General features: G+C 66.5%; 18 protein-coding genes. 13 read left to right on the forward strand and 5 right to left on the reverse strand.

What is annotated here, in order from left to right; all coding sequences use genetic code 11:
• Nucleotides 1-59: 59 nt before the first annotated feature.
• Nucleotides 60-455 (forward strand): DUF1761 domain-containing protein, encoded by a 396-nt coding sequence (locus ACN0SE_RS04615; RefSeq protein ID WP_417523315.1) that lies wholly within the window; start codon nucleotides 60-62, stop codon nucleotides 453-455.
• 392 nt (nucleotides 456-847) lie between these two features.
• Here the strand turns inward: ACN0SE_RS04615 and ACN0SE_RS04620 are convergent, their stop codons facing one another.
• Nucleotides 848-1,189: a DUF2853 family protein gene (locus tag ACN0SE_RS04620; protein WP_417523316.1), complete on the reverse strand. Its 342-nt coding sequence runs from the start codon at nucleotides 1,187-1,189 to the stop codon at nucleotides 848-850.
• Between the two features lie 290 nt (nucleotides 1,190-1,479).
• Between ACN0SE_RS04620 and ACN0SE_RS04625 the strand changes: the two genes are divergently transcribed.
• Complete coding sequence (locus ACN0SE_RS04625; RefSeq protein ID WP_417523317.1) at nucleotides 1,480-1,764, forward strand: hypothetical protein; 285 nt, start codon at nucleotides 1,480-1,482, stop codon at nucleotides 1,762-1,764.
• Between the two features lie 76 nt (nucleotides 1,765-1,840).
• On the opposite strand, the gene ahcY is transcribed toward ACN0SE_RS04625, so the two are convergent.
• Entirely contained in the window at nucleotides 1,841-3,229 is a 1,389-nt protein-coding gene (ahcY, locus tag ACN0SE_RS04630) for an adenosylhomocysteinase (RefSeq protein WP_417523318.1), read from the reverse strand.
• 73 nt (nucleotides 3,230-3,302) lie between these two features.
• Entirely contained in the window at nucleotides 3,303-3,605 is a 303-nt protein-coding gene (locus tag ACN0SE_RS04635; RefSeq protein ID WP_417523319.1) for a hypothetical protein, read from the reverse strand.
• Nucleotides 3,606-3,796: 191 nt separating this feature from the next.
• Here ACN0SE_RS04635 and ACN0SE_RS04640 point away from each other — a divergent pair, with 191 nt between their 5' ends.
• Nucleotides 3,797-4,393: an HD domain-containing protein gene (locus ACN0SE_RS04640; RefSeq protein WP_417523320.1), complete on the forward strand. Its 597-nt coding sequence runs from the start codon at nucleotides 3,797-3,799 to the stop codon at nucleotides 4,391-4,393.
• Nucleotides 4,394-4,482: 89 nt separating this feature from the next.
• Here ACN0SE_RS04640 and ACN0SE_RS04645 read toward each other — a convergent pair whose 3' ends face one another.
• Complete coding sequence (locus ACN0SE_RS04645; RefSeq protein ID WP_417523472.1) at nucleotides 4,483-5,028, reverse strand: ActR/PrrA/RegA family redox response regulator transcription factor; 546 nt, start codon at nucleotides 5,026-5,028, stop codon at nucleotides 4,483-4,485.
• Nucleotides 5,029-5,203: 175 nt separating this feature from the next.
• Entirely contained in the window at nucleotides 5,204-5,824 is a 621-nt protein-coding gene (locus ACN0SE_RS04650; protein WP_417523321.1) for an SCO family protein, read from the reverse strand.
• An 89-nt stretch (nucleotides 5,825-5,913) separates the two neighbouring features.
• Here ACN0SE_RS04650 and regB point away from each other — a divergent pair, with 89 nt between their 5' ends.
• From regB to hslU, 10 genes are all read left to right on the forward strand, one after another.
• Nucleotides 5,914-7,311 (forward strand): sensor histidine kinase RegB, encoded by a 1,398-nt coding sequence (gene regB, locus ACN0SE_RS04655; RefSeq protein ID WP_417523322.1) that lies wholly within the window; start codon nucleotides 5,914-5,916, stop codon nucleotides 7,309-7,311.
• A 76-nt stretch (nucleotides 7,312-7,387) separates the two neighbouring features.
• A complete protein-coding gene (locus ACN0SE_RS04660) occupies nucleotides 7,388-8,941 on the forward strand; it encodes a PAS-domain containing protein (protein ID WP_417523323.1) in 1,554 nt (517 codons plus the stop codon).
• Between the two features lie 60 nt (nucleotides 8,942-9,001).
• A complete protein-coding gene (gene tsaE, locus ACN0SE_RS04665; RefSeq protein WP_417523324.1) occupies nucleotides 9,002-9,478 on the forward strand; it encodes a tRNA (adenosine(37)-N6)-threonylcarbamoyltransferase complex ATPase subunit type 1 TsaE in 477 nt (158 codons plus the stop codon).
• Nucleotides 9,475-10,434, forward strand: coding sequence for an aminoglycoside phosphotransferase family protein (locus ACN0SE_RS04670; protein WP_417523325.1), 960 nt, complete (start codon nucleotides 9,475-9,477; stop codon nucleotides 10,432-10,434). Before tsaE ends, ACN0SE_RS04670 begins: the two co-directional genes overlap by 4 nt.
• A complete protein-coding gene (locus ACN0SE_RS04675) occupies nucleotides 10,431-11,114 on the forward strand; it encodes a nucleotidyltransferase family protein (RefSeq protein ID WP_417523326.1) in 684 nt (227 codons plus the stop codon). The genes ACN0SE_RS04670 and ACN0SE_RS04675 overlap by 4 nt, the downstream gene beginning before the upstream one ends.
• Entirely contained in the window at nucleotides 11,107-14,028 is a 2,922-nt protein-coding gene (gene addB, locus ACN0SE_RS04680; protein ID WP_417523327.1) for a double-strand break repair protein AddB, read from the forward strand. The genes ACN0SE_RS04675 and addB overlap by 8 nt, the downstream gene beginning before the upstream one ends.
• A complete protein-coding gene (gene addA, locus ACN0SE_RS04685) occupies nucleotides 14,025-17,372 on the forward strand; it encodes a double-strand break repair helicase AddA (RefSeq protein ID WP_417523328.1) in 3,348 nt (1,115 codons plus the stop codon). Before addB ends, addA begins: the two co-directional genes overlap by 4 nt.
• A 68-nt stretch (nucleotides 17,373-17,440) precedes the next feature.
• Nucleotides 17,441-17,764, forward strand: a complete 324-nt coding sequence (gene trxA, locus ACN0SE_RS04690; protein ID WP_417523329.1) for a thioredoxin — start codon at nucleotides 17,441-17,443, stop codon at nucleotides 17,762-17,764.
• Between the two features lie 326 nt (nucleotides 17,765-18,090).
• The gene (gene hslV / locus ACN0SE_RS04695; RefSeq protein ID WP_417523330.1) at nucleotides 18,091-18,645 is read left to right on the forward strand and encodes an ATP-dependent protease subunit HslV; all 555 of its coding nucleotides are present in this window, start codon (nucleotides 18,091-18,093) and stop codon (nucleotides 18,643-18,645) included.
• 72 nt (nucleotides 18,646-18,717) lie between these two features.
• Entirely contained in the window at nucleotides 18,718-20,025 is a 1,308-nt protein-coding gene (hslU, locus tag ACN0SE_RS04700; RefSeq protein WP_417523331.1) for an ATP-dependent protease ATPase subunit HslU, read from the forward strand.
• Nucleotides 20,026-20,121 lie beyond the last annotated feature (96 nt).

The following is a 20,121-nucleotide window of genomic DNA, read 5'->3' on the forward strand; positions in this document are numbered from 1 at the left end:
ATCCTGCAGTAAGGTTAATATGGCCTGAATTCGGGGCCTCTGCACAGGGAGCGACTCACATGGGTTTTCTAAGCGTTCTCATCGCCGCTGCCGCCGGTTTCGGCCTTGGTGCGGTCTGGTACATGGTGCTGGCCGAGCCCTGGATGGAGGCCGTCGGCATCAAGCGCGGCCCCGACGGCAAGCCCGAGGGCGGCCAGTCGCCGGTGATGTTCGCCATCACCTTTGTCATGCTGCTGCTGGTGGCGGGGATGATGCGCCATACCTTCGTGCTTTCCGGCGTCGATACGCTGGGCAAGGGCCTTGTTTCCGGGCTGGGCATCGGGCTGTTCTTCATCAGCCCCTGGATCGTGATCAACAATCTCTACGGCAGCCGGCCGGCCAAGCTCTCGGTGATCGACGGCGGCTATGCCACCGTGGCCTGTGCGCTGATGGGGCTGGTGCTGACGCTGTTCTGAACCGCGCGTCACAAGACGGCAAAAGGGCCCTGACCTGCGATAGGTCAGAGCCCTCTCCTCTCACCCGGACGCTCCCACACATCCTTCGTGAACTGAATTTCGGCTCCAACCTTTCTGGTCGGGATGAAACTTTAATAGCTTAACGGGCCCCCCGATCCAAACTCCAAGAAGATAGGTTTTTCTCCAAATCCCCGATAGGTCCATCCGCCTTAGTAAAAATGAAGTTAATCCTGACGCGACACCGCGCATTGCGCCCTGTAAAACAAGGGCTCACCGAATTGCGTTACGTTTTGGCAACCAAAACAGGAGTTTCCCGGGTATTCTGCATCAGGCCACGAAAAAGGGCGCCCTCTCACGGAACGCCCCTGTGATTTCTGCCGGTTCGGGCGGGTTCAGCCGTAGACTGATTCCTTGCCGAAATGCTTGGTCAGCAGATAATAGACCACCGCGCGATACTTGTTGCGCTCGGATTTGCCGTAGGTCTCGATCACCTTGTTGATCGCATCCATCAGTTCGGGCCCGTCACTCAGGCCCAGCTTCTTGACCAGAAAGTTCTGCTTCACGGTCTGCAGCTCCGCCGGCTGAGAGCCTGCGACCGTCGCCGCATCGGCACTGTAGATCGCCGGCCCGCAGCCGATCGTCACCTTGCGCAGCAAATCGAGATCAGGCTCGGTGCCGCATTTGTTTCGAAGATCATCCGCGTATTGCGCAATAAGATCGTCGCGTTTTCCCATGTTCTCTCTCCCCTCGTGGACCCGTGCATTCGGGCTCTGCCTTTTCCACGGGCAACATTAGCCGCTCAAAGCGGTCTGGCAACGGTTAATGTCGCCGCAGATTTCCCCCTCCGGTCGGGCGCGGCAAGGATGCCGCAGATGGCGCTGGGTCAGCCTGCGAGGGCGTTTCGTCACCGCGTCTGGATCGCGCCACCGGGGCGCGGCCGACGCGGGCTCATTTCGCGCGGCCCCAAAGGGCCGAAATATGGTAGGATGCCGGCACGTTTTAATTGCTTGATAGGAGTGTTTTCATGACTGGCCTGATCAAAGGAATTTCAACACTGGCCATCGTCGCGGCCCTCGCCGTGGCCCCCACGGTGTCCTTCGCTGACAAGGGCGGCGCCCCCAATGCCAATGGCCTGGCGAACGGCAAGGGCAGTGCCAACGCGCACAAGAACAAGCCCGACCCCAATCCGACCCGTGGCAATGACAGCGCACCGGCTGAGCCGGATGACCCCGTAGAGAAAGACTACGAAGGGGTAGGTGTCGACACTTTCGACGGCGAAGAGGAAGAAGAATACTTTCAGGAGTACTAGAGCCGACCCAACCTGCCGCAGAAACGCAAAAGGGCCGCCCGACAGGACGGCCCTTTCCGATTCCGCATACCGTAACTCAGTAGCGGTAATGTTCCGGCTTGAACGGGCCTTCCGGCTTCACGCCGATATAGGCCGCCTGCTCGGGCGCCAGCTCGGTCAGCTTGGCGCCGATCTTGGCGAGGTGCAGCTTGGCCACCTTCTCGTCCAGATGCTTGGGCAGGATGTAGACCTGGTTGTCGTATTGCTCGCCCTTGGTCCAGAGCTCGATCTGCGCCAGCACCTGGTTGGTGAAGGACGCCGACATCACGAAGGACGGGTGACCGGTGGCATTGCCGAGGTTCAGCAGACGACCCTCGGAGAGCAGGATGATCTTGTTGCCCGAGGGCATCTCGATCATGTCGACCTGTTCCTTGATGTTGGTCCACTTGTGGTTTTTCAGGCTCGCCACCTGGATTTCATTGTCGAAGTGGCCGATGTTGCCGACGATGGCCATGTTCTTCATCTCGCGCATGTGCTCGATGCGGATCACGTCCTTGTTGCCGGTGGTGGTGATGAAGATGTCCGCCGACTGAACCACGTCTTCCAGCACGACCACCTCGAACCCGTCCATCGCCGCCTGCAGCGCGCAGATCGGGTCGACCTCGGTCACCTTCACCCGGGCACCGGCGCCACGCAGCGACGCGGCCGAACCCTTGCCGACGTCGCCATAGCCACAGACCACGGCGACCTTGCCGGCCATCATCGTGTCGGTGGCGCGGCGGATGCCGTCGACCAGCGATTCCTTGCAGCCGTACTTGTTGTCGAACTTCGACTTGGTGACGCTGTCGTTGACGTTGATCGCCGGGAAAGGCAGCTGGCCCTTCTTGTGCAGATCATAAAGCCGGTGCACGCCGGTGGTGGTCTCTTCCGAGACACCCTTTATCGCGTCACGGGTCCTGGTGAACCAGCCGGGGCTTTCCTTCATCCGCTTGTGAATCTGCGCCTTGATCACCTCTTCCTCTTCCGAGCCCGGCACCGCGAGGATATCCTCACCCGCCTCGGCCCGCGCGCCGAGCAGCACATAAAGCGTGGCGTCGCCGCCATCGTCGAGGATCATGTTGGCGCCTTCCGGGAAGGCAAACGACTTGTCGAGGTAATCCCAGTGCTCTTCGAGCGACTGGCCCTTGACGGCAAAGACCGGGATGCCGGCCTTGGCAATCGCCGCGGCGGCATGGTCCTGGGTCGAGAAGATGTTGCACGACGCCCAGCGGACGTCTGCGCCCAGCGCCACCAGGGTCTCGATCAGCACGGCGGTCTGGATCGTCATGTGGAGCGATCCGACGATGCGTGCACCGGCCAGCGGTTTGGCCGCGCCATATTCTTCGCGAAGGGCCATCAGCCCGGGCATTTCGGTCTCGGCGATATCCAGCTCCTTGCGACCGTAGTCGGCGAGCGAGATGTCTTTAACCGTGTAATCAGTGGTCATGTCTGCGGTCCTTGCTGCAAGAGCTTTGGACGGCAGATAACATCAGTGCCCTGTGCGGGCAAGCTGACTGCGCTCAGCCAGAGACACCAGCGGGCATCGGCGCGCTGTCGTGCCAATTGTCACCGGCGGCGAGAACGCAGGATATGCCATCGGGTCGGGTCATCAGGATGGTGAAACTACCCGAATCCGCCGAGCGCCAGATCTCGATCAGGCGATGCTCGGTCTGAAGGCCACCGCCAGCGAGGGTTTCGGAAAACTTGCTGCTGAGCGAATCGACCATGTGCTCGCGCGGCAGACAGGTGGCCTGGGCAAAGGCGGGGGGACCCAGCGCCACGGTGCCAAAGACCAGGGATGCGGCGAAAAGGCGTTTGAACATGGGGCTACTCCTTGGGAAGAGGCCTCATGCGAGTTTGGCACAAAGGCCCCGGGTTTCTCTGTGTGATAAATGCGCATCGCAAGGGTTTGGTTCCATGCACGGCGGTTTACGATCTCGTGCCTGCCCGTGGGTTTGGGCTTGGCAGCCGCCGGGAAACCGCGCTAGGACCGGTGCCCGAACGGAGACACGCCATGCCCCCCAAACCGCCCCGCGCCTGGCAGAGGATGCTCTCGGGCCGCCGGCTCGACCTGCTCGACCCGACGCCGATGGACGTCGAGATCGAGGATATCGCCCATGGCTTGGCCTTCGTCGCCCGCTGGAACGGCCAGACCCATGGTGATTTCGCCTATACGGTGGCCGAACATTCCCTGCTGGTCGAGGCGCTCTTCTCCCGCATGTACCCCCGTGCCCCCGTCCGCTGGCAACTCGCCGCCCTGTTGCATGACGCGCCGGAATACGTGATCGGCGACATGATCTCGCCGGTCAAGACCGCCATCGGCGCCAGCTACGGCGAGCTCGATACAAGGCTGACCGCCGCGATCCACATCCGCTTCGGCCTGCCCGCCGCCCTGCCGGTCAGCGTGAAGAAACAGATCAAACGCGCCGACCGGGTCAGCGCCTGGATGGAGGCGGTGCAGATCGCGGGCTTCACCGAGGACGAGGCCAACGGCTTCTTCGGCAAGCCCGACAAGAGCCTGCTCGACGGGTTGCAGATCACCCTCCGCCCCCCGCGCGAGGTGCGCGACGACTTCACCGCCAGGCACGCCACCCTGCTGCAGCAGTGCTGATCCCTGTTGCTTCCTCTTGCTAAAAATATCCTCGGGGAGTGTGAGGGGCCGGCCCCTCACTCCTACGCCGACAAAGGGCGTGCCATCCCCTATTTGGGCGAGCGTTTCGCCAGAATGCGCTGCAACGTCCGCCGATGCATGTTGAGCCGCCGCGCCGTCTCCGACACGTTGCGATCACAAAGCTCGTAGACCCGCTGGATATGCTCCCAGCGCACCCGGTCCGCCGACATCGGGTTCTCCGGCGGCGGCGGCAGGTCGTCGCCCTTGGCCAGCAGCGCATTGGTGATGTCGGTGGCATCAGCCGGTTTCGACAGGTAATCCGTCGCCCCGATCTTGACTGCTGCCACCGCCGTGGCAATCGCGCCGTATCCGGTCAGCACCACGATCCGCGCGTCTGGCCGCTTCTCGCGCAGCACCTCGACCACGTCGAGCCCGTTGCCGTCCTCGAGCCGCAGGTCGACCACCGCATAGGCCGGCGGACGGGCGGTGGCGATGGCACGCCCACCGGCGACAGAGCCTGCGGTCTCGACCTCGAAACCGCGCTTTTCCATCGCCTTGGCCAAGCGCCGCAGAAAGGGTTCATCATCGTCGACCAGCAGAAGCGATTTGTCCTCGCCCAGTTCGTGCCCCGTCATTTCGGCCAAATCGTCACTCCTCCCGATCGGTTCCGCACCGTGTCAGGCGATTATTGAGAGTGTCCCCGGCGGTGTCAAACGGGCAAACCCGGGTCATGGGTCGCAAGGGGCAAAAACCCCGGGAAATTTCCCGCCGCCGTGATCACACCCCGTGATCACGGGGGCCAGGACCGCCTCAGCCGGCGGCGTCGATGAAACAGGCCGCCCGCGCCGCCATGTCCTCGGGCGAGGTGTCGCGGCGGAAGTATTCGACAAAGCCATGCTCCGGCAGCACCAGGTAGGAAAACGTCGAGTGATCGACGAGGTAATACTCGTCGCTCTTGTCCTGCGCCTTGTAATAGGTGCGATAGGCCCGGCTCGCCGCCTTGACCTGCTCTTCCGTCCCGGTCAGGCCGATGGCCTTTTCGTGGTTGTTGAAGGCAAAGTCGCGCACCACTTCGGGTGTGTCGCGCTCGGGGTCGACGGTGATGAAGACCGGCGTGGCGCTGTGACCCTTCTCGGCCAGCAGGTCGACCGCCTGGGAATTGCGGGCGAAATCCAGCGGGCAGACATCGGGGCAGAAGGTATAGCCGAAATAGAGGATCGACGGCTCCGTGATCACATCCGCATCGGTCACCGTCTCGCCCTGGCCGTTGACCAGGGTAAAGGCGCCGCCGATGGCATCGGTACCGCCGGCCACAGCCGAGCTGCGGCAGGGATCGAACGGATCGCCGCCCGCCGGACGCGAGGCATACCAGAGCCCGCCCACCAGGGCGATGACGGCGGCGGAGGCAAGGATTGCGGCGGTCCGGACCATGGGGCGGTCTCCCGTGACATGAAGTACGTTGATCGAAAGTCGTGTGACACGTATCAATCTGAAACCGGGGTTCAAGGGTCAAAGCGCAGATGACAGATTTGGAGTCGGACTTCCTGACCGAACACCGCAGGGGCAACTGGGTCCGGCTGCGCACCATGATCATGCTGCGCTGGGCGGCCATCATCGGCCAGCTTACCGCGCTGATCGTCGCCCAGCGCTGGTTCAACCTCTCGCTCGAGATCGGGTTGTGCTATTTTGCCATCGGCCTGTCGGTGGTGGGCAACCTCGCCGCCATCGCCATCTTCCCCGAAAACAAGCGGCTGAGTTCCACCGAGAACATGCTGATGGGGCTGTTCGACCTGTTGCAGCTGGCCTTCCTGCTGTTTCTCACCGGCGGGCTGCACAATCCCTTTGCCATCCTGATGGTCGGCCCGGTGCTGATCTCGGCGGCGGTGCTGAACACGCGGCCGACGATCTTCATCGCGGTGATCGCCATCCTGATGGTCTCGCTGCTGGCGGTCTATCACCTGCCCCTGCGCACCGAAGAAGGCTTCATTCTGCGCACGCCCAACACCTTTGTCTTTGGCAAATGGCTGGCGATGGTGATCGCGATCATCTTTCTCTCGGTCTATTCCCGCCGCGTCACCAGCGAGCTGCACACCATGTCCGACGCCGTAACCGCGACGCAGATGGCACTGGCGCGCGAACAGAAGCTGACCGATCTTGCCGGTGTCGTCGCCGCCGCGGCGCATGAGCTGGGCACGCCGCTGGCCACCATCAAACTGGCCAGCGCCGAGATCGCCGAAGAGCTCGATGACCGCCCCGATCTCAAGGAAGATGCCCTCCTGATCCGCGCCCAGGCCGACCGCTGCCGCGATATCCTGCGCTCAATGGGTCGCGCGGGGAAAGAGGACATGCAGGTCCGCCGCGCGCCACTGTCGGAACTGATCCGCGAGGCCGCCGAGCCGCATGAAGACCGTGGCAAGCAGATCCACTACGAACATGCGCCCGGCCCCGGCGGCGAATACACCGTGCCCACCGTCAGCCGTAAGCCCGAGATCATCCACGGGCTGCGCAACCTGGTGCAGAACGCCGTCGATTTCTCGCGCGGGAACGTCTGGATCGACACCATGTGGACCGACGACCTGATCTCGGTGCGCATCGTCGATGACGGCGCCGGCTATCCGCCGCAGCTGATCGGCCGGATCGGCGATCCCTTTGTCCGCCGCCGCCGCAGCGAGCGCGACAAGCGCCGCCGCCCCGGCTACGAGGGCATGGGGCTGGGGCTCTTCATCGCCAAGACGCTGCTGGAACGCTCCGGTGCCGAGCTGAGCTTTGCCAATGCCTCCGACCCCTACGAGCTGCGCGCCGCCCCGGGCGAGAAATGCGGCGCCGTGGTCGAGGTGATCTGGCCGCGCAGCAAGCTCGATGCGCCGCAGGGCGCGGTCTCGGAGCCGCTGGGAGAGAACCGGCCGATCGAGATCTGAGGCACCGCGCCGACCTCTCCTGTCATTAAGCTCTTGTTAACCCCGTTGGCGGATGCTGTGGCGAGGGAGAGAGCCCATGCCAGTCGACCTGACCATCGCCGAGCTCGCTGTCCTACTGACAGGCAGCCTGCTGGGAACGGTGCTGACCGCGCTGACCCTGCGCCGCTCACGGAGCGCCGGGCGCGTTGCCCCGGATGACGACCGCACGTGTTTCATCTTTGCCGGCACCGACCTGGTGGATGCCACAGGCCCGGCCTCGGTCCTGGCCCAGAAGGCCGGGGCCGAGGCCGACGATCCGCTGGAAGGCCACTGGCACGCCCTGCGCGCGGTGTTTCGCCCGCGCTTCGGCGAATTGCCCGAACGGCCCGACGATGTCTTTGCCGCCAGCGCCGAGCGCCGGCGCACCTACGCGGCGCTCTCGCCCAAGGACGGCGGGCGGCTGGTGTTCTCGCGCATTGACGAACGGGTACGAATCTCGCTGCTCGACGATGCCCCGCAGGAATTCGACCGGCAGATTTCCTTCGACCAGAGCCGCGAATTGCGCTTTCTGCGCAACGCGGTGGCCGAGGCGCCGACGCCGATCTGGCTGGTCGACGACACCGGTCGCGTCAGCTGGCAGAACCACGCCTACAGCCAGCTGGCCGCCCTCGCCGGTCAGGACAGCGACGGGCCGCTCTTTGCCCTGCCCGAGGAATGTGACGACGACGCCCTGCGGGTGCCGCTGCAGCTTGCCGGGCGCGACAGCGCCAACTGGTACGAGGTCAGCACCCGCAGCACGCCCGGCGGCTGCCTGTCCTACGCCAGCAACATCGACGCCGTGGTTCATGCCGAACAGGCGCAGCGCAACTTCGTCCAGACCCTGAGCAAGACCTTCGCCCATCTCTCGATCGGGCTGGCGATCTTTGACCGGCACCAGCGGCTGGCGCTGTTCAACCCGGCGCTGATCGACCTGACGGCAATGCCGGTGGATTTCCTCACCTCGAAGCCCAGTCTCGCGGCGTTTTTCGACTATCTGCGCGAACACCAGATCATGCCCGAGCCCAAGAACTACACCAGCTGGCGCGACAAGATCGGCGCGCTGATCGCCGCGGCGCGCGACGGGCGCTATTCCAAGACCTGGAACCTGCCGTCGGGCCTGACCTATCGGATCACCGGCAAACCGCATCCCGATGGTGCCATCGCCTTTCTGTTCGAGGATATCAGCGCCGAAATCTCGCTCACCCGGCGGTTTCGCGCCGAGCTCGAGACCAGCCACGCGGTGCTCGACCGGCAGGAAAAGGCGCTGGCCGTTTTCTCGCAGCTGGGCATCCTCACCTTCTCGAACGAGGCGTTTCGCCAGATGTGGCGCTTCGATCCCGACAGCAGCTTTGCCGAGACCACCGTGCCCGACGCCCTGCGAATCTGGCAGGCGGAATGCGCGCCCTGCCCCGCCTGGGACCGTCTGCCGGCCTATGTCACCTCGTTCGGCGAACGGGTGCCGCGCCAGGCCGAGGTCGAGCACCAGCGCCACGGCAAGCTCGCCTTCTGCGCCGAACCCCTGTCCGGCGGGGCGACGCTGATCTCCTTTACCCCCGCCAGCCTGACGCCGGGCCGGCCCGAGACGATCAGCCATCTGCCGCTGCGCGAGTGATCCGCGCGGCGCGCCGGTTTCATGGGTTGCATGGCCCGTTGGGCGCGGTAATGTCCGGCCATGAACGCCACGCAGACGCTGACCCTGAGCCTGACCTCGCCTGAGGCCACCTGCCGCTTTGCCACGCGGCTGGGCGCGCGATTGATGACCGGCGACGTGCTGCTTCTCGAGGGCGGAATCGGCGCCGGCAAGACGCATTTCTCGCGATGCCTGATCCAGAGCCGGCTGCCCCTGCCCGAAGACGTGCCCTCGCCGACCTTCACACTTGTGCAGACCTATGACACCGGCGGCTGCGAGATCTGGCACGCCGATCTCTACCGCCTGGGCGACGTCTCCGAGGTCGAGGAACTGGGCCTGACCGAGGCCTTCGAGGACGCGATCTGCCTGGTCGAATGGCCCGACCGGCTGGGTCCCCTGGCACCCTCCGAGGCGCTGCACCTCGCCTTCGAGCCCGGCCCCGCCGAGACCTCGCGCACCCTGACCCTGAGCTGGAGCGCCGCCCGCTGGAATGACCTGCCCGGAGCGCTCGCCGCATGAGCCGCGAAGACGCGCTGCGGCGCTTTCTGTCAGAGGCCGGCCGCGATGGCTGGGCCCGCCGCCCGCTGGCCGGCGACGCCTCGGCCCGGCGCTATGAGCGGATTTCCGATGGCACCGGCAGCCTGATCCTGATGGACGCCGACCCCGCCACCTGCGGCTCGGTCCAGCCCTTCCTCGACATCCGCAACCATTTGTTCGACTTCGGGTTTTCCGCTCCGGCCCTCTGGGCCGAGGACGTCGAGGCCGGCTTTCTCCTGCTTGAGGATTTCGGCGATGCGCTCTTTGCCGAGGTGATGGCGCGCGACACGGCGCAGGAACGTCCGCTCTATCGCAGCGCCGCCGACCTGCTGGCGCGGCTGCACGAAAAACCCCTGCCCGCCGGCATGAAACCGATGAGTGCCGAGGCGCTGGCGGCGATGATAGCCCCCGCCTTCGAGGCCTACGCTCCCGCCCTGGCCCCGCGCCTGCCCGCCGCGCAGGCGGCCTTTGCCGAGGCGCTGCGCCCGGTGGCCGAGGCGCCCGCCGTGCTGGCCTTGCGCGATTTCCACGCCGAGAACATGGTTTTCCTGCCAGACCGCAAGGGCGACCGACAGGTCGGCCTGCTGGATTTCCAGGACGCCTTTGCCACCCATCCGGCCTATGATCTGGTGTCGATGCTGCAGGACGCCCGCCGCGATGTCGCGCCCGACACCGAGGACGAGATCCTCGCGCATTTCATCGCCCGCACCGGGGCCGAGCCCGAGAGTTTCCGCGCCGCCTATGCCCTGCTCGGCGCCCAGCGCAACCTGCGGATCCTCGGCATCTTTTCGCGCCTCGCCAAGTCCCGAAACAAGCCGCAATACCTCGCCCTGCAGCCCCGCGTCTGGCGCCATCTACAGGCCGATCTGGCCCACCCCGCGCTGGCGCCGCTGCGCGACATCCTTGCCCCCCTGCCCAGCCCCGAGGTGCCCGCATGAGCCAACCCGAGGCCGCCCTTCTGTTTGCCGCCGGTCTGGGCACGCGGATGCGGCCGCTGACCGACGACCGGCCGAAACCGCTCGTCGAGGTCGCCGGAAAGACGCTGATCGACCATGCGCTCGAGCTGGTCACGCCGCTGGCGCTGCCGCGAGTGGTGGCCAATGCGCATTACCGCGGCGACATGCTGGCGGCACATCTCAATGGATCGGGCGTGGCCCTGTCACAGGAGGCGCCGGTGGTGCTGGAAACCGGTGGCGGGCTGAAACAGGCGCTGCCGCTTCTCGGCCCCGGGCCGGTTTTCACGCTCAACACCGATGCGGTCTGGCGCGGGCCCAATCCGCTGCTCGCGCTTCGCGATACGTGGAATGCAGACCGGATGGACGCGCTTCTGCTCTGCGTGCCGCGCGCCCAGGTGCATGGCCACAAGGGCAAGGGCGACTTCCTGATCGGCCCGGATGGCCGGCTGTCGCGCGGGCCCGGCGCGGTCTATTCCGGGCTGCAGATCATCAAGACCGAGGCGCTGGCCGGAATCGACAAACAGGTGTTCTCGATGTGGGAGCTCTGGCAGCCGATGCTCGAGGCCGGGCGCATGCACGGCCTCGCCTACGACGGCGAATGGTGTGACGTCGGCTACCCGCAAGCCGTTGAAATCGCAGAGGAGATGCTGGCCAATGTTTGAGCGTCTCGCCGCCCCCAGGGTCTTTGGTCTGCCCCCCGGCGTGGATTTCCCGCAGGCGCTGGTCGACGGGCTTCTGGCGCGCACCGAGGGCCGGCCGCCAGAGGCGCTGGCGCGGGTCGAGCTGATCGTCAACACCGAGCGCATGCGCCGCCGCATCCGGGCGATCTTTGACGCCGGGCCGCCGCGCGCCCTGCCGCGCATCCGGGTGCTGGGCGAGGTCGAGCCGCCCTGGACCGCCGATATCCCCGAGCCGGTCTCGCCGCTGCAACGGCGGCTGGAGCTGGTGCAGCTGGTCTCGGGCCTGCTCGAGGCACAGCCCGACATGGCCCCGCGCGCCGCGCTCTTCGACCTGGCGGATTCGCTGGCCGGGCTGATGGACGAGATGCAGGGCGAGGGCGTGACCCCCGCCGATATCGACGCGCTCGACGTCACCGACCAGTCGGGCCACTGGCAGCGCTCGCGGGATTTCCTGTCGATCGTGCAACAGTTCTTCGATCCCGAGACCGATGCGCCCGATGGCACCGCGCGGCTCAGGATGATCTCCGAAGCGCTGGCGGCGCACTGGCAGACCGACCCGCCGGATCACCCGGTGATCCTCGCCGGCTCCACCGGCTCGCGCGGGGCGGCCTCGGTGCTGATGCAGGCGGTGGCCCACCTGCCGCAGGGCGCGCTGGTGTTGCCGGGCTTCGATTTCGACATGAAGCCCGCCAACTGGGCGGCGCTGGATCAGGCGCTGGTGTCCGAGGATCACCCGCAATACCGCTTTGCCAAGCTGATGCGCGCGCTGGAACGCACGCCCGCCGACGTGCACCATTGGCACCGCACCCCGGCGCCCTGCCCACCGCGCAACCGGCTGATTTCGCTGGCCTTGCGCCCGGCGCCGGTGACTGACGCCTGGCTGGCCGAAGGGCCCAAGCTCACCGAGCTCGACCGCGCCTGCGAGGATGTCACCCTGATCGAGGCGCAGAGCCGCCGCGAGGAAGCGCTGACCATCGCGCTGCGCCTGCGGCAGGCGGCCGAGGACGGCCAGAGCGCGGCGCTGATCACCCCCGACCGGCAGCTCAGCCGGCAGGTGACCGCGACGCTCGACCGCTGGGGCATCATCCCCGATGACAGCGCCGGCATTCCGCTGCAGCTTACTGCGCCGGGGCGTTTCCTCCGCCATGTCGCGGCGTTGTTTGCCGCGCCGCTGGATGCGCCGGCCCTGCTGACGCTGTTGAAACACCCGCTCTGCCATTCCGGCGAGGGGCGCAACGATCACCTGCGTCTGACCCGTGACCTCGAGCTGCGCCTGCGCCGCCATGGCCCGCCGTTTCCGGATGCGGCGATGCTCACGGCCTTTGCCGAGGATCGCAAGGCGCCGGACTGGGGCGCTTGGCTGGTCCAGCTTTGTGGGCAGGATGGGCTCGGGCCGCTGCCACTGACCGAATGGCTGCAGCGTCATCGGACTCTGGCCGAGGCGCTCGCCGCAGGCCATCGGCGCGACGGCGCCGGCAATCTCTGGGTGCAGGTGGCGGGGATCGAGACCCTGGCGCTGATCCGCAAGCTGGAAGAGGCCGCGCCGCATGGCGGCACGCTCTCGGCGCGGGATTACGTCGATCTGTTCGGGGCCGTTCTGGGCCGCGAAGAGCAGCGCGACCGCGACCTCGGCCATCCGCATATCCGTATCTGGGGCACGCTCGAGGCCCGCGTCATGGGCGCCGATCTGCTGATCCTCGGCGGGCTCAACGAAGGGTCCTGGCCGGAACCGCCCAAGCCCGACCCCTGGCTCAACCGCGTGCTGCGCGACAAGGCCGGGCTTCTGCTGCCGGAGCGGCGGATCGGCCTGTCGGCGCATGATTTCCAACAGGCGATCGGCGCGCGCGAGGTCTGGCTGACCCGTTCAGTGCGCTCCGATGATGCTGAAACCGTGCCGTCGCGCTGGCTCAACCGGCTGACCAATCTGCTGCGCGGGTTGGGCGCCACCGGCCGCGAGGCCCATGCCGAAATGCAGGCGCGCGGCCATGACTGGCTGGCGCTGGCCCATGCGGTCGAGCAGGTCACGCCGGTCGCGCCCGCACCGCGCCCCTCGCCGAAACCGCCGGCCGAAGCGCGGCCCCGGCAGCTCTCGGTCACCGAGATCAAGCGGCTGATCCGCGATCCATATGCGATCTATGCCAAGCACGTGCTGCGGCTGCGTCCGCTCGACAGCCTGGCCAAGGCGCCCGACGCGCTCTTGCGCGGGATCATCGCCCACAAGGTGCTGGAGCATTTCGTCGAGGAAAGCGTGACGGATCCGGACCGGCTCACCCGGTCGCAGCTGATGGCGACCACGGCGCAGGTGCTGCGGACAGAGGTGCCCTGGCCCTCCGCCCGGGCGATGTGGCAGGCGCGGATGGCGCGAGTCGCCAGTGGTTTCATCGAAGACGAGGCCGCGCGCCAGCAAGAGGCGCTGCCGATCCGCTTCGAGGTCAGGGGCGGGCGCGATATCCCGCGTCTCGGCTTCCGCCTGACCTGCGAGGCCGACCGCATCGACCGAAGCCGCGAAGACGGCCGGCTCCTGCTTTATGACTACAAGACCGGCAAGCCGCCCGGCCCCGGCGAACAGAAGCATTTCGACAAGCAGCTGCTGCTCGAGGCGGCGGTGGCCGAGGCCGGCGGCTTCGAGGGGCTGGCCCCGGCGCAGGTCGCCCGCGCGGTCTATATCGGCCTCGGCTCCAGCCCGGAAAACCGCGAGGCGCCGCTGGCCGAGGCCCCGCCCGCTGCGGTCTGGGCGCAGTTCGAGACGCTGATCGCGCGCTACATGGACGCGGGCCAGGGCTTTACCGCCCGCCGCGCCATGCAAAAGGCCGAGGATGTCGGCGATTACGACCAGCTTGCCCGTTTCGGCGAATGGGAGCTGACCGACCTGCCCGATGCGAGGCCCGTGCCATGACCCACCGCGACGAGGCCACGAAGCGCCAGATCGAGGCGGCGCATCCCGACCGCTCCACCTGGCTGGCCGCCAATGCCGGCTCGGGCAAGACCCGGGTGCTGACCGACCGGGTCGCGCGGCTGCTGCTGCAGGACGTGCTGCCCGAGCACATCCTCTGCCTGACCTACACCAAGGCCGCCGCCAGCGAGATGCAGAACCGGCTTTTCCAGCGGTTGGGCGAATGGGCGATGAAGAACGACGCCGCCCTGCATGACGCGCTGAAGGAGTTGGGGATCGACGGGCATATTTCGGAGGAAGCGTTGCGCCGCGCCCGTACACTTTTTGCCCGCGCCATCGAGGCGCCCGGCGGGCTCAAGATCCAGACCATCCACTCGTTCTGCGCTGCCATCCTGCGACGTTTCCCGCTCGAGGCCGGGGTGTCGCCGCAGTTCAAGGAGATGGAGGACCGCGCCGCCGCGCTGCTGCGCGCCGAGATCGTCGACGAGATTGCGGATGGCGCCTGTGCCGGGAAGGTCGAGGCGATGGCCGCACATCTGACCGACATGGATTTCGCCGATATCACCGCCGAGGTGACGCGGCACCGTCAGGCCCTAGCGCGGGCCCTGCCCCGCGCCGAATTGCTCGAACTTTTCGGCCTGCCCGCCGAGGCCAGCGAAGACTGGCTGCTTGGCCGGGTCTTCCTCGGCGACGAGATCGAGCTCCTGGCCCAGGTGGCCGAAGTGCTCGCCGGCAGCGGCGCCAATGACCAGAAGGCCGCGGCAAAGCTGCGCACGATCACCGCGCCCGACCTGCATGCGCTGACGGTGCTGGAGGGCGTGCTGCTCAATGGTCCCTCGGCCAAGGCCGGGCCCTATTCCGCCAAGATCGGCAGCTTCCCCACCAAGGGCCCGCGCGAAGGCGCGCTGGCCGGGGTCATGGACCGGCTGGAAGACCTGATGCGCCGGGTCGAGGAGGCGCGCGATGCCCGCTGCGCCCTTGGCTCGGTGGCGAAAACCGAGGCGCTCCAAGGCTTTGCGGCGGAATTCCTGCCGCGCTACGAAGCCGCAAAACTGGCCCGCGGCTGGCTCGATTTCGACGACCTGATCCACAAGACCCTCGCGCTTCTGACCGACCGCAAGGTGGCGCAATGGGTGCTTTACCGGCTGGACGGCGGCATTGATCACATCCTCGTCGACGAGGCTCAGGACACCAGCCCGGTGCAATGGCGGGTGATCGAGGAGCTGGCGCGCGAATTCACCAGCGGCGAAGGCGCGCGGCAGGACGTGGCGCGCACGATCTTTGTCGTCGGCGACAAGAAACAGTCGATTTATTCCTTTCAGGGCGCCGATCCGGCCGAGTTCGACCGGATGAAGGCCGAATTCGCCGAGCGCCTGCGCGCCGCCGACCAGCCGTTGCAGGACACCACGCTGCAGTTCTCCTTCCGCTCAGCCGAGGCGATCCTGCGGCTGGTGGACACGCTGTTCGAGGCGCGTGCGCGGTCGGGCTTTTCGCGCGAGGAAACCCACCGGGCCTTCAAGTCCGACATGGGCGGCCGCGTCGATCTCTGGCCCGCCATCGAGAAATCGAGCGATGCCGAAAAGGGCGAATGGGACGATCCCGTCGACCTGCCCGCCGATACCCATCACAACGTGCTGCTGGCGCGGCGGATCGCGCGTGAAATCAAGAAGATGCTGGCCGCCAACACGCCGATCCCCTGGAAGAAGGAGCCGCATGGCTGGGCCGGGCGCACCGTCACGCCGGGCGATTTCCTGATCCTGGTGCAGCGCCGCTCCGACCTCTTCGCCGAGATCATCCGCGCCTGCAAGGAAGAGGGGCTGCCGATTGCCGGTGCCGACCGGCTCAAGGTGGGGGCCGAACTGGCGGTGCGCGATCTCGCGGCGCTTCTGTCCTGGCTGGCGCTGCCCGAGGATGACCTGAGCCTTGCCACGGTGCTGAAATCGCCGCTGGGCGGCTGGGACGAAGGCATGCTCTTCAGCCTCGCCCATGGCCGCGAACAGAAGTACCTCTGGCGCGAGCTGGCGGCGCGGCAGGCCGAGTTCCCCGAGCTCTGGGCGATGCTGACCGACCTGCAGAACGCCGCCGATTTCATGCGCCCCTACGACCTGATCGAGCGCATCCTGACCCGGCACGACGGCCGCAAGAAACTGCTGTCGCGGCTGGGCACCGAGGCCGAGGATGGCATCAACGCGCTGCTGTCTCAGGCGCTGTCCTACGAAAAGACCGAGATCCCCAGCCTCACCGGCTTCCTGATCTGGATGGAGACCGACGATCTCGAGATCAAGCGGCAGATGGATGCCGCCGGCGACCGCATCCGGGTGATGACGGTGCATGGCTCCAAGGGGCTCGAGGCGCCGATCGTGATCCTACCCGACACCGCCAAACGCAAGCTGCAGATCCGCGACGCGGTGATCCCGATGGGTGAGACCGCCGTGTGGAAAAGCGCCGCCACCGAATGCCCCAACGCGCTGTCCTCCGCGCTGGAGGCCGCCAAGGAGCGGCAGTTGCAGGAGCGCGACCGGCTGCTCTACGTCGCCATGACCCGGGCCGAGACCTGGCTGATCGTCGCCGCCGCCGGCGATCTCGGCAAGGAGGGTGACACCTGGTACGACGCGGTCGAAGCGGCGATGAAATCCGCCAATGCCACGCCGCATGACTTCGGTTTTGGCGAAGGGCTGCGCTATCAGAGCGGCGACTGGCCAAGGGTGGCCGCGGTGCCGCCGGCGCCAGAGGACCTCTCGACTGTCACCCTGCCGGACTGGGCCCTGCGCCCTGCGGCGGCACCCGTACCGCTGATCGAGACCCGCTCGCCCTCGGGCTTGGGCGGCGCCCATGCGCTGCCCGGTGACATGGGCCAGGACGAGGAGGCCGCCAAGCGCCACGGCACGCTGGTGCACCTGGCGCTGGAACGGCTGGCCGATCTGCCGGACGCCGCCCGCGCCCGCCGTCCCGCCGATCCGCTGCGCGCCTTGGCCCATGACGAGGCCTGCGCGGTGCTGGCCCATCCGGACCTGGCCGCACTTTTCGCGCCCGGCACCCTGGCCGAGGTGGCCGTCAGCGCCGAGGTCGCGCCGCTGGGCCGGGTACACGGGGTGATCGACAGGCTGGTCGTCTCCGACACCCGGGTTCTTGCGGTGGATTTCAAGACCAACGCCACCCGTCCCGACCGCCCCGAGGCCACGCCCGAGGCGCTCTTGCGGCAGATGGGGGCCTATGCCGAGATGCTTAAGCATCTCTACCCAAAGCATGAAATCGAGACCGCCATCCTCTGGACGAAGACCCCCGCGCTGATGAGGCTGCCACACGATCTTGTGACGGCTGCGCTGGCGCGTACTACATCACCTTGACGCCACCGGGGGGGGTACTTACTTTCCCCCTCCAAGCGACCCCATTTCGACTCATCAGGAGAAAGCCCATGGCCACCGTTGCCGTCACCGACGAGACATTTGACGCGGAAGTCCGCAATTCCGACATCCCCGTCGTGGTGGATTTCTGGGCCGAATGGTGCGGCCCCTGCAAGCAGATCGGCCCGGCGCTCGAAGAGCTCTCGGCGCAGTACGACGGCAAGGTGAAGATCGCCAAGGTCGACGTCGACAGCAACCCGAACACCGCCGCCCAGCTGGGCATCCGCGGCATTCCGGCGCTGTTCATCTTCAAGGGCGGCGAGCCGGTGTCGAACAAGACCGGCGCCGCGCCCAAGGCCGCGCTGCAGGGCTGGATCGAAGAGAACATCGGCTGAGCCTGTCTCGGTTCGGCATCGTGAAAGGGTCGCCTCCGGCGGCCCTTTTGCTTTGTGAGCCGCGCATCGTCAGGCCGCGGTGCGGCGAACCTCGGGTGGTTCGGGAGTGGTTTATCCCAGCCAAGTCCGAAATTGATCCGAGCGACGTGCTTGGGGCAGACAAATCGCCGTGCCGTTGAGGCGGCCCGGCGATGCGCGGCGGCCTTTGGCCGCTGTTAACGCGCTGTGGAAGTGGCTCCGGCCGGGGCGCGGAACGCTGCGTCAGCCCCGCCCCTTGCATGGCGTCGATCCGGGTTCCATATAGGCCGAAACCGAAAGGAAGTCCCATGAGTGAAGAATTCCCCGGCTGGCACGGCACCACGATCATCGGCGTCAAGAAGGGCGGCAAGGTGGTGATCGCCGGCGACGGGCAGGTCAGCCTCGGCCAGACCGTGATCAAGGGCACCGCCCGCAAGGTGCGCCGCATCAGCCCCGGCGGCTCGGACGTGGTCTGCGGCTTTGCTGGCTCGACCGCCGATGCCTTCACCCTGCTGGAACGGCTCGAAGCCAAGCTCGAAGGCACCCCCGGCCAATTGGCGCGCGGCTGTGTCGAACTGGCCAAGGACTGGCGCACCGACAAGTACCTGCAGAAGCTTGAGGCGATGCTGATCGTCTCGGACGGCGAACAGATGTTCGTGATCACCGGCGCCGGAGACGTTCTGGAACCGGAACATGACGTCACCGCCATCGGGTCGGGCGGCAACTACGCCTTGGCCGCGGCGCGCGGCATGATGGACACCGACCTGTCCGCCGAAGAGGTCGCCCGCAAGGCCATGGCCATCGCCGCCGACATCTGCGTCTACACCAACGGCAATCTGACGGTCGAGACCATCGGCGGCTGATCCGCGCCTCTTACAAGCCTTCAAAATCCCCTCCGCCGGACATACCTCAGGGCGAAGCACAAAGGGACCATCATGACAGACCTCACCCCCCGCGAAATCGTCTCCGAGCTCGACCGTTTCATCATTGGCCAGGCCGAGGCCAAGCGCGCCGTGGCCGTGGCGCTGCGCAACCGGTGGCGGCGCAAGCAGCTGTCGGACGACCTGCGCGACGAAGTCTATCCGAAGAACATCCTGATGATCGGCCCCACCGGCGTCGGCAAGACCGAGATCTCGCGCCGCCTCGCCAAGCTGGCAAAGGCGCCCTTCATCAAGGTCGAAGCCACCAAGTTCACCGAGGTGGGCTATGTCGGCCGCGACGTCGAGCAGATCATCCGTGATCTCGTCGACGCCGCCATCATCCAGACCCGCGACTACATGCGCGACGAGGTCAAGGCCAAGGCGCATCACGCCGCCGAGGAACGGGTGATCACCGCCATCGCCGGTGAAGACGCCCGCGAAGGCACCCGCGAGATGTTCCGCAAGAAGCTCAAGGACGGGCTGCTCGACGACACGATGATCGAGCTGGAACTGGCGGATACCTCGAACCCGATGGGCATGATGGACATCCCCGGCCAGCCCGGCAGCCAGATGGGGATGATGAACCTCGGCGACATCTTCGGCAAGGCCTTCGGCCAGCGCACCACCCGCAAGCGGATGACCGTGCGCGAGAGCTATGACGTGCTGATCGGCGAAGAGGCCGACAAGCTGCTGGATGACGAGACAGTCAACAAGGCGGCGATGGAGGCGGTCGAGCAGAACGGCATCGTCTTCCTCGACGAGATCGACAAGGTCTGCGCCCGCAAAGAAGCGCGCGGCGGCGATGTTTCCCGCGAAGGCGTTCAGCGCGACCTGCTGCCGCTGATCGAGGGCACCACGGTTTCGACCAAGCATGGCGCGGTCAAGACCGACCATATCCTCTTTATCGCCTCGGGCGCCTTCCACATCGCCAAGCCGTCGGACCTGCTGCCCGAACTGCAGGGCCGGCTGCCGATCCGGGTGAACCTGCGGGCGCTGACCGAGGGCGATTTCGTCCGCATCCTGACCGAGACCGACAATGCACTGACCCGCCAGTACACCGCGCTGATGGGCACCGAGGAGGTCGAGGTCACCTTTACCGAGGACGGCATCGCCCAGCTCGCCAGGATCGCCGCCGAGGTCAACGAGAGCGTCGAGAACATCGGCGCGCGGCGGCTTTACACGGTTATGGAACGGGTCTTCGAAGAGCTGAGCTTTCACGCGCCGGACCGCGGTGGGCAGAAGGTCACGGTGGATGCCGATTTCGTCGAGAAGAACCTGGGCGAGCTGACCCGCTCGACGGATGTGAGCCGCTACGTGCTGTGACCCGTAGGGTGGGTTTGCAACCCACCCTTCCGCGGGCCGCGCATCGCCGGACCGCGGTGCGGCAATGCGCGGCGGCCTCTGGCTGCTGCTAACGCA

The sequence above is a fragment of the Marinovum sp. genome, assembly GCF_048263515.1.
Classification (GTDB): domain Bacteria; phylum Pseudomonadota; class Alphaproteobacteria; order Rhodobacterales; family Rhodobacteraceae; genus Marinovum.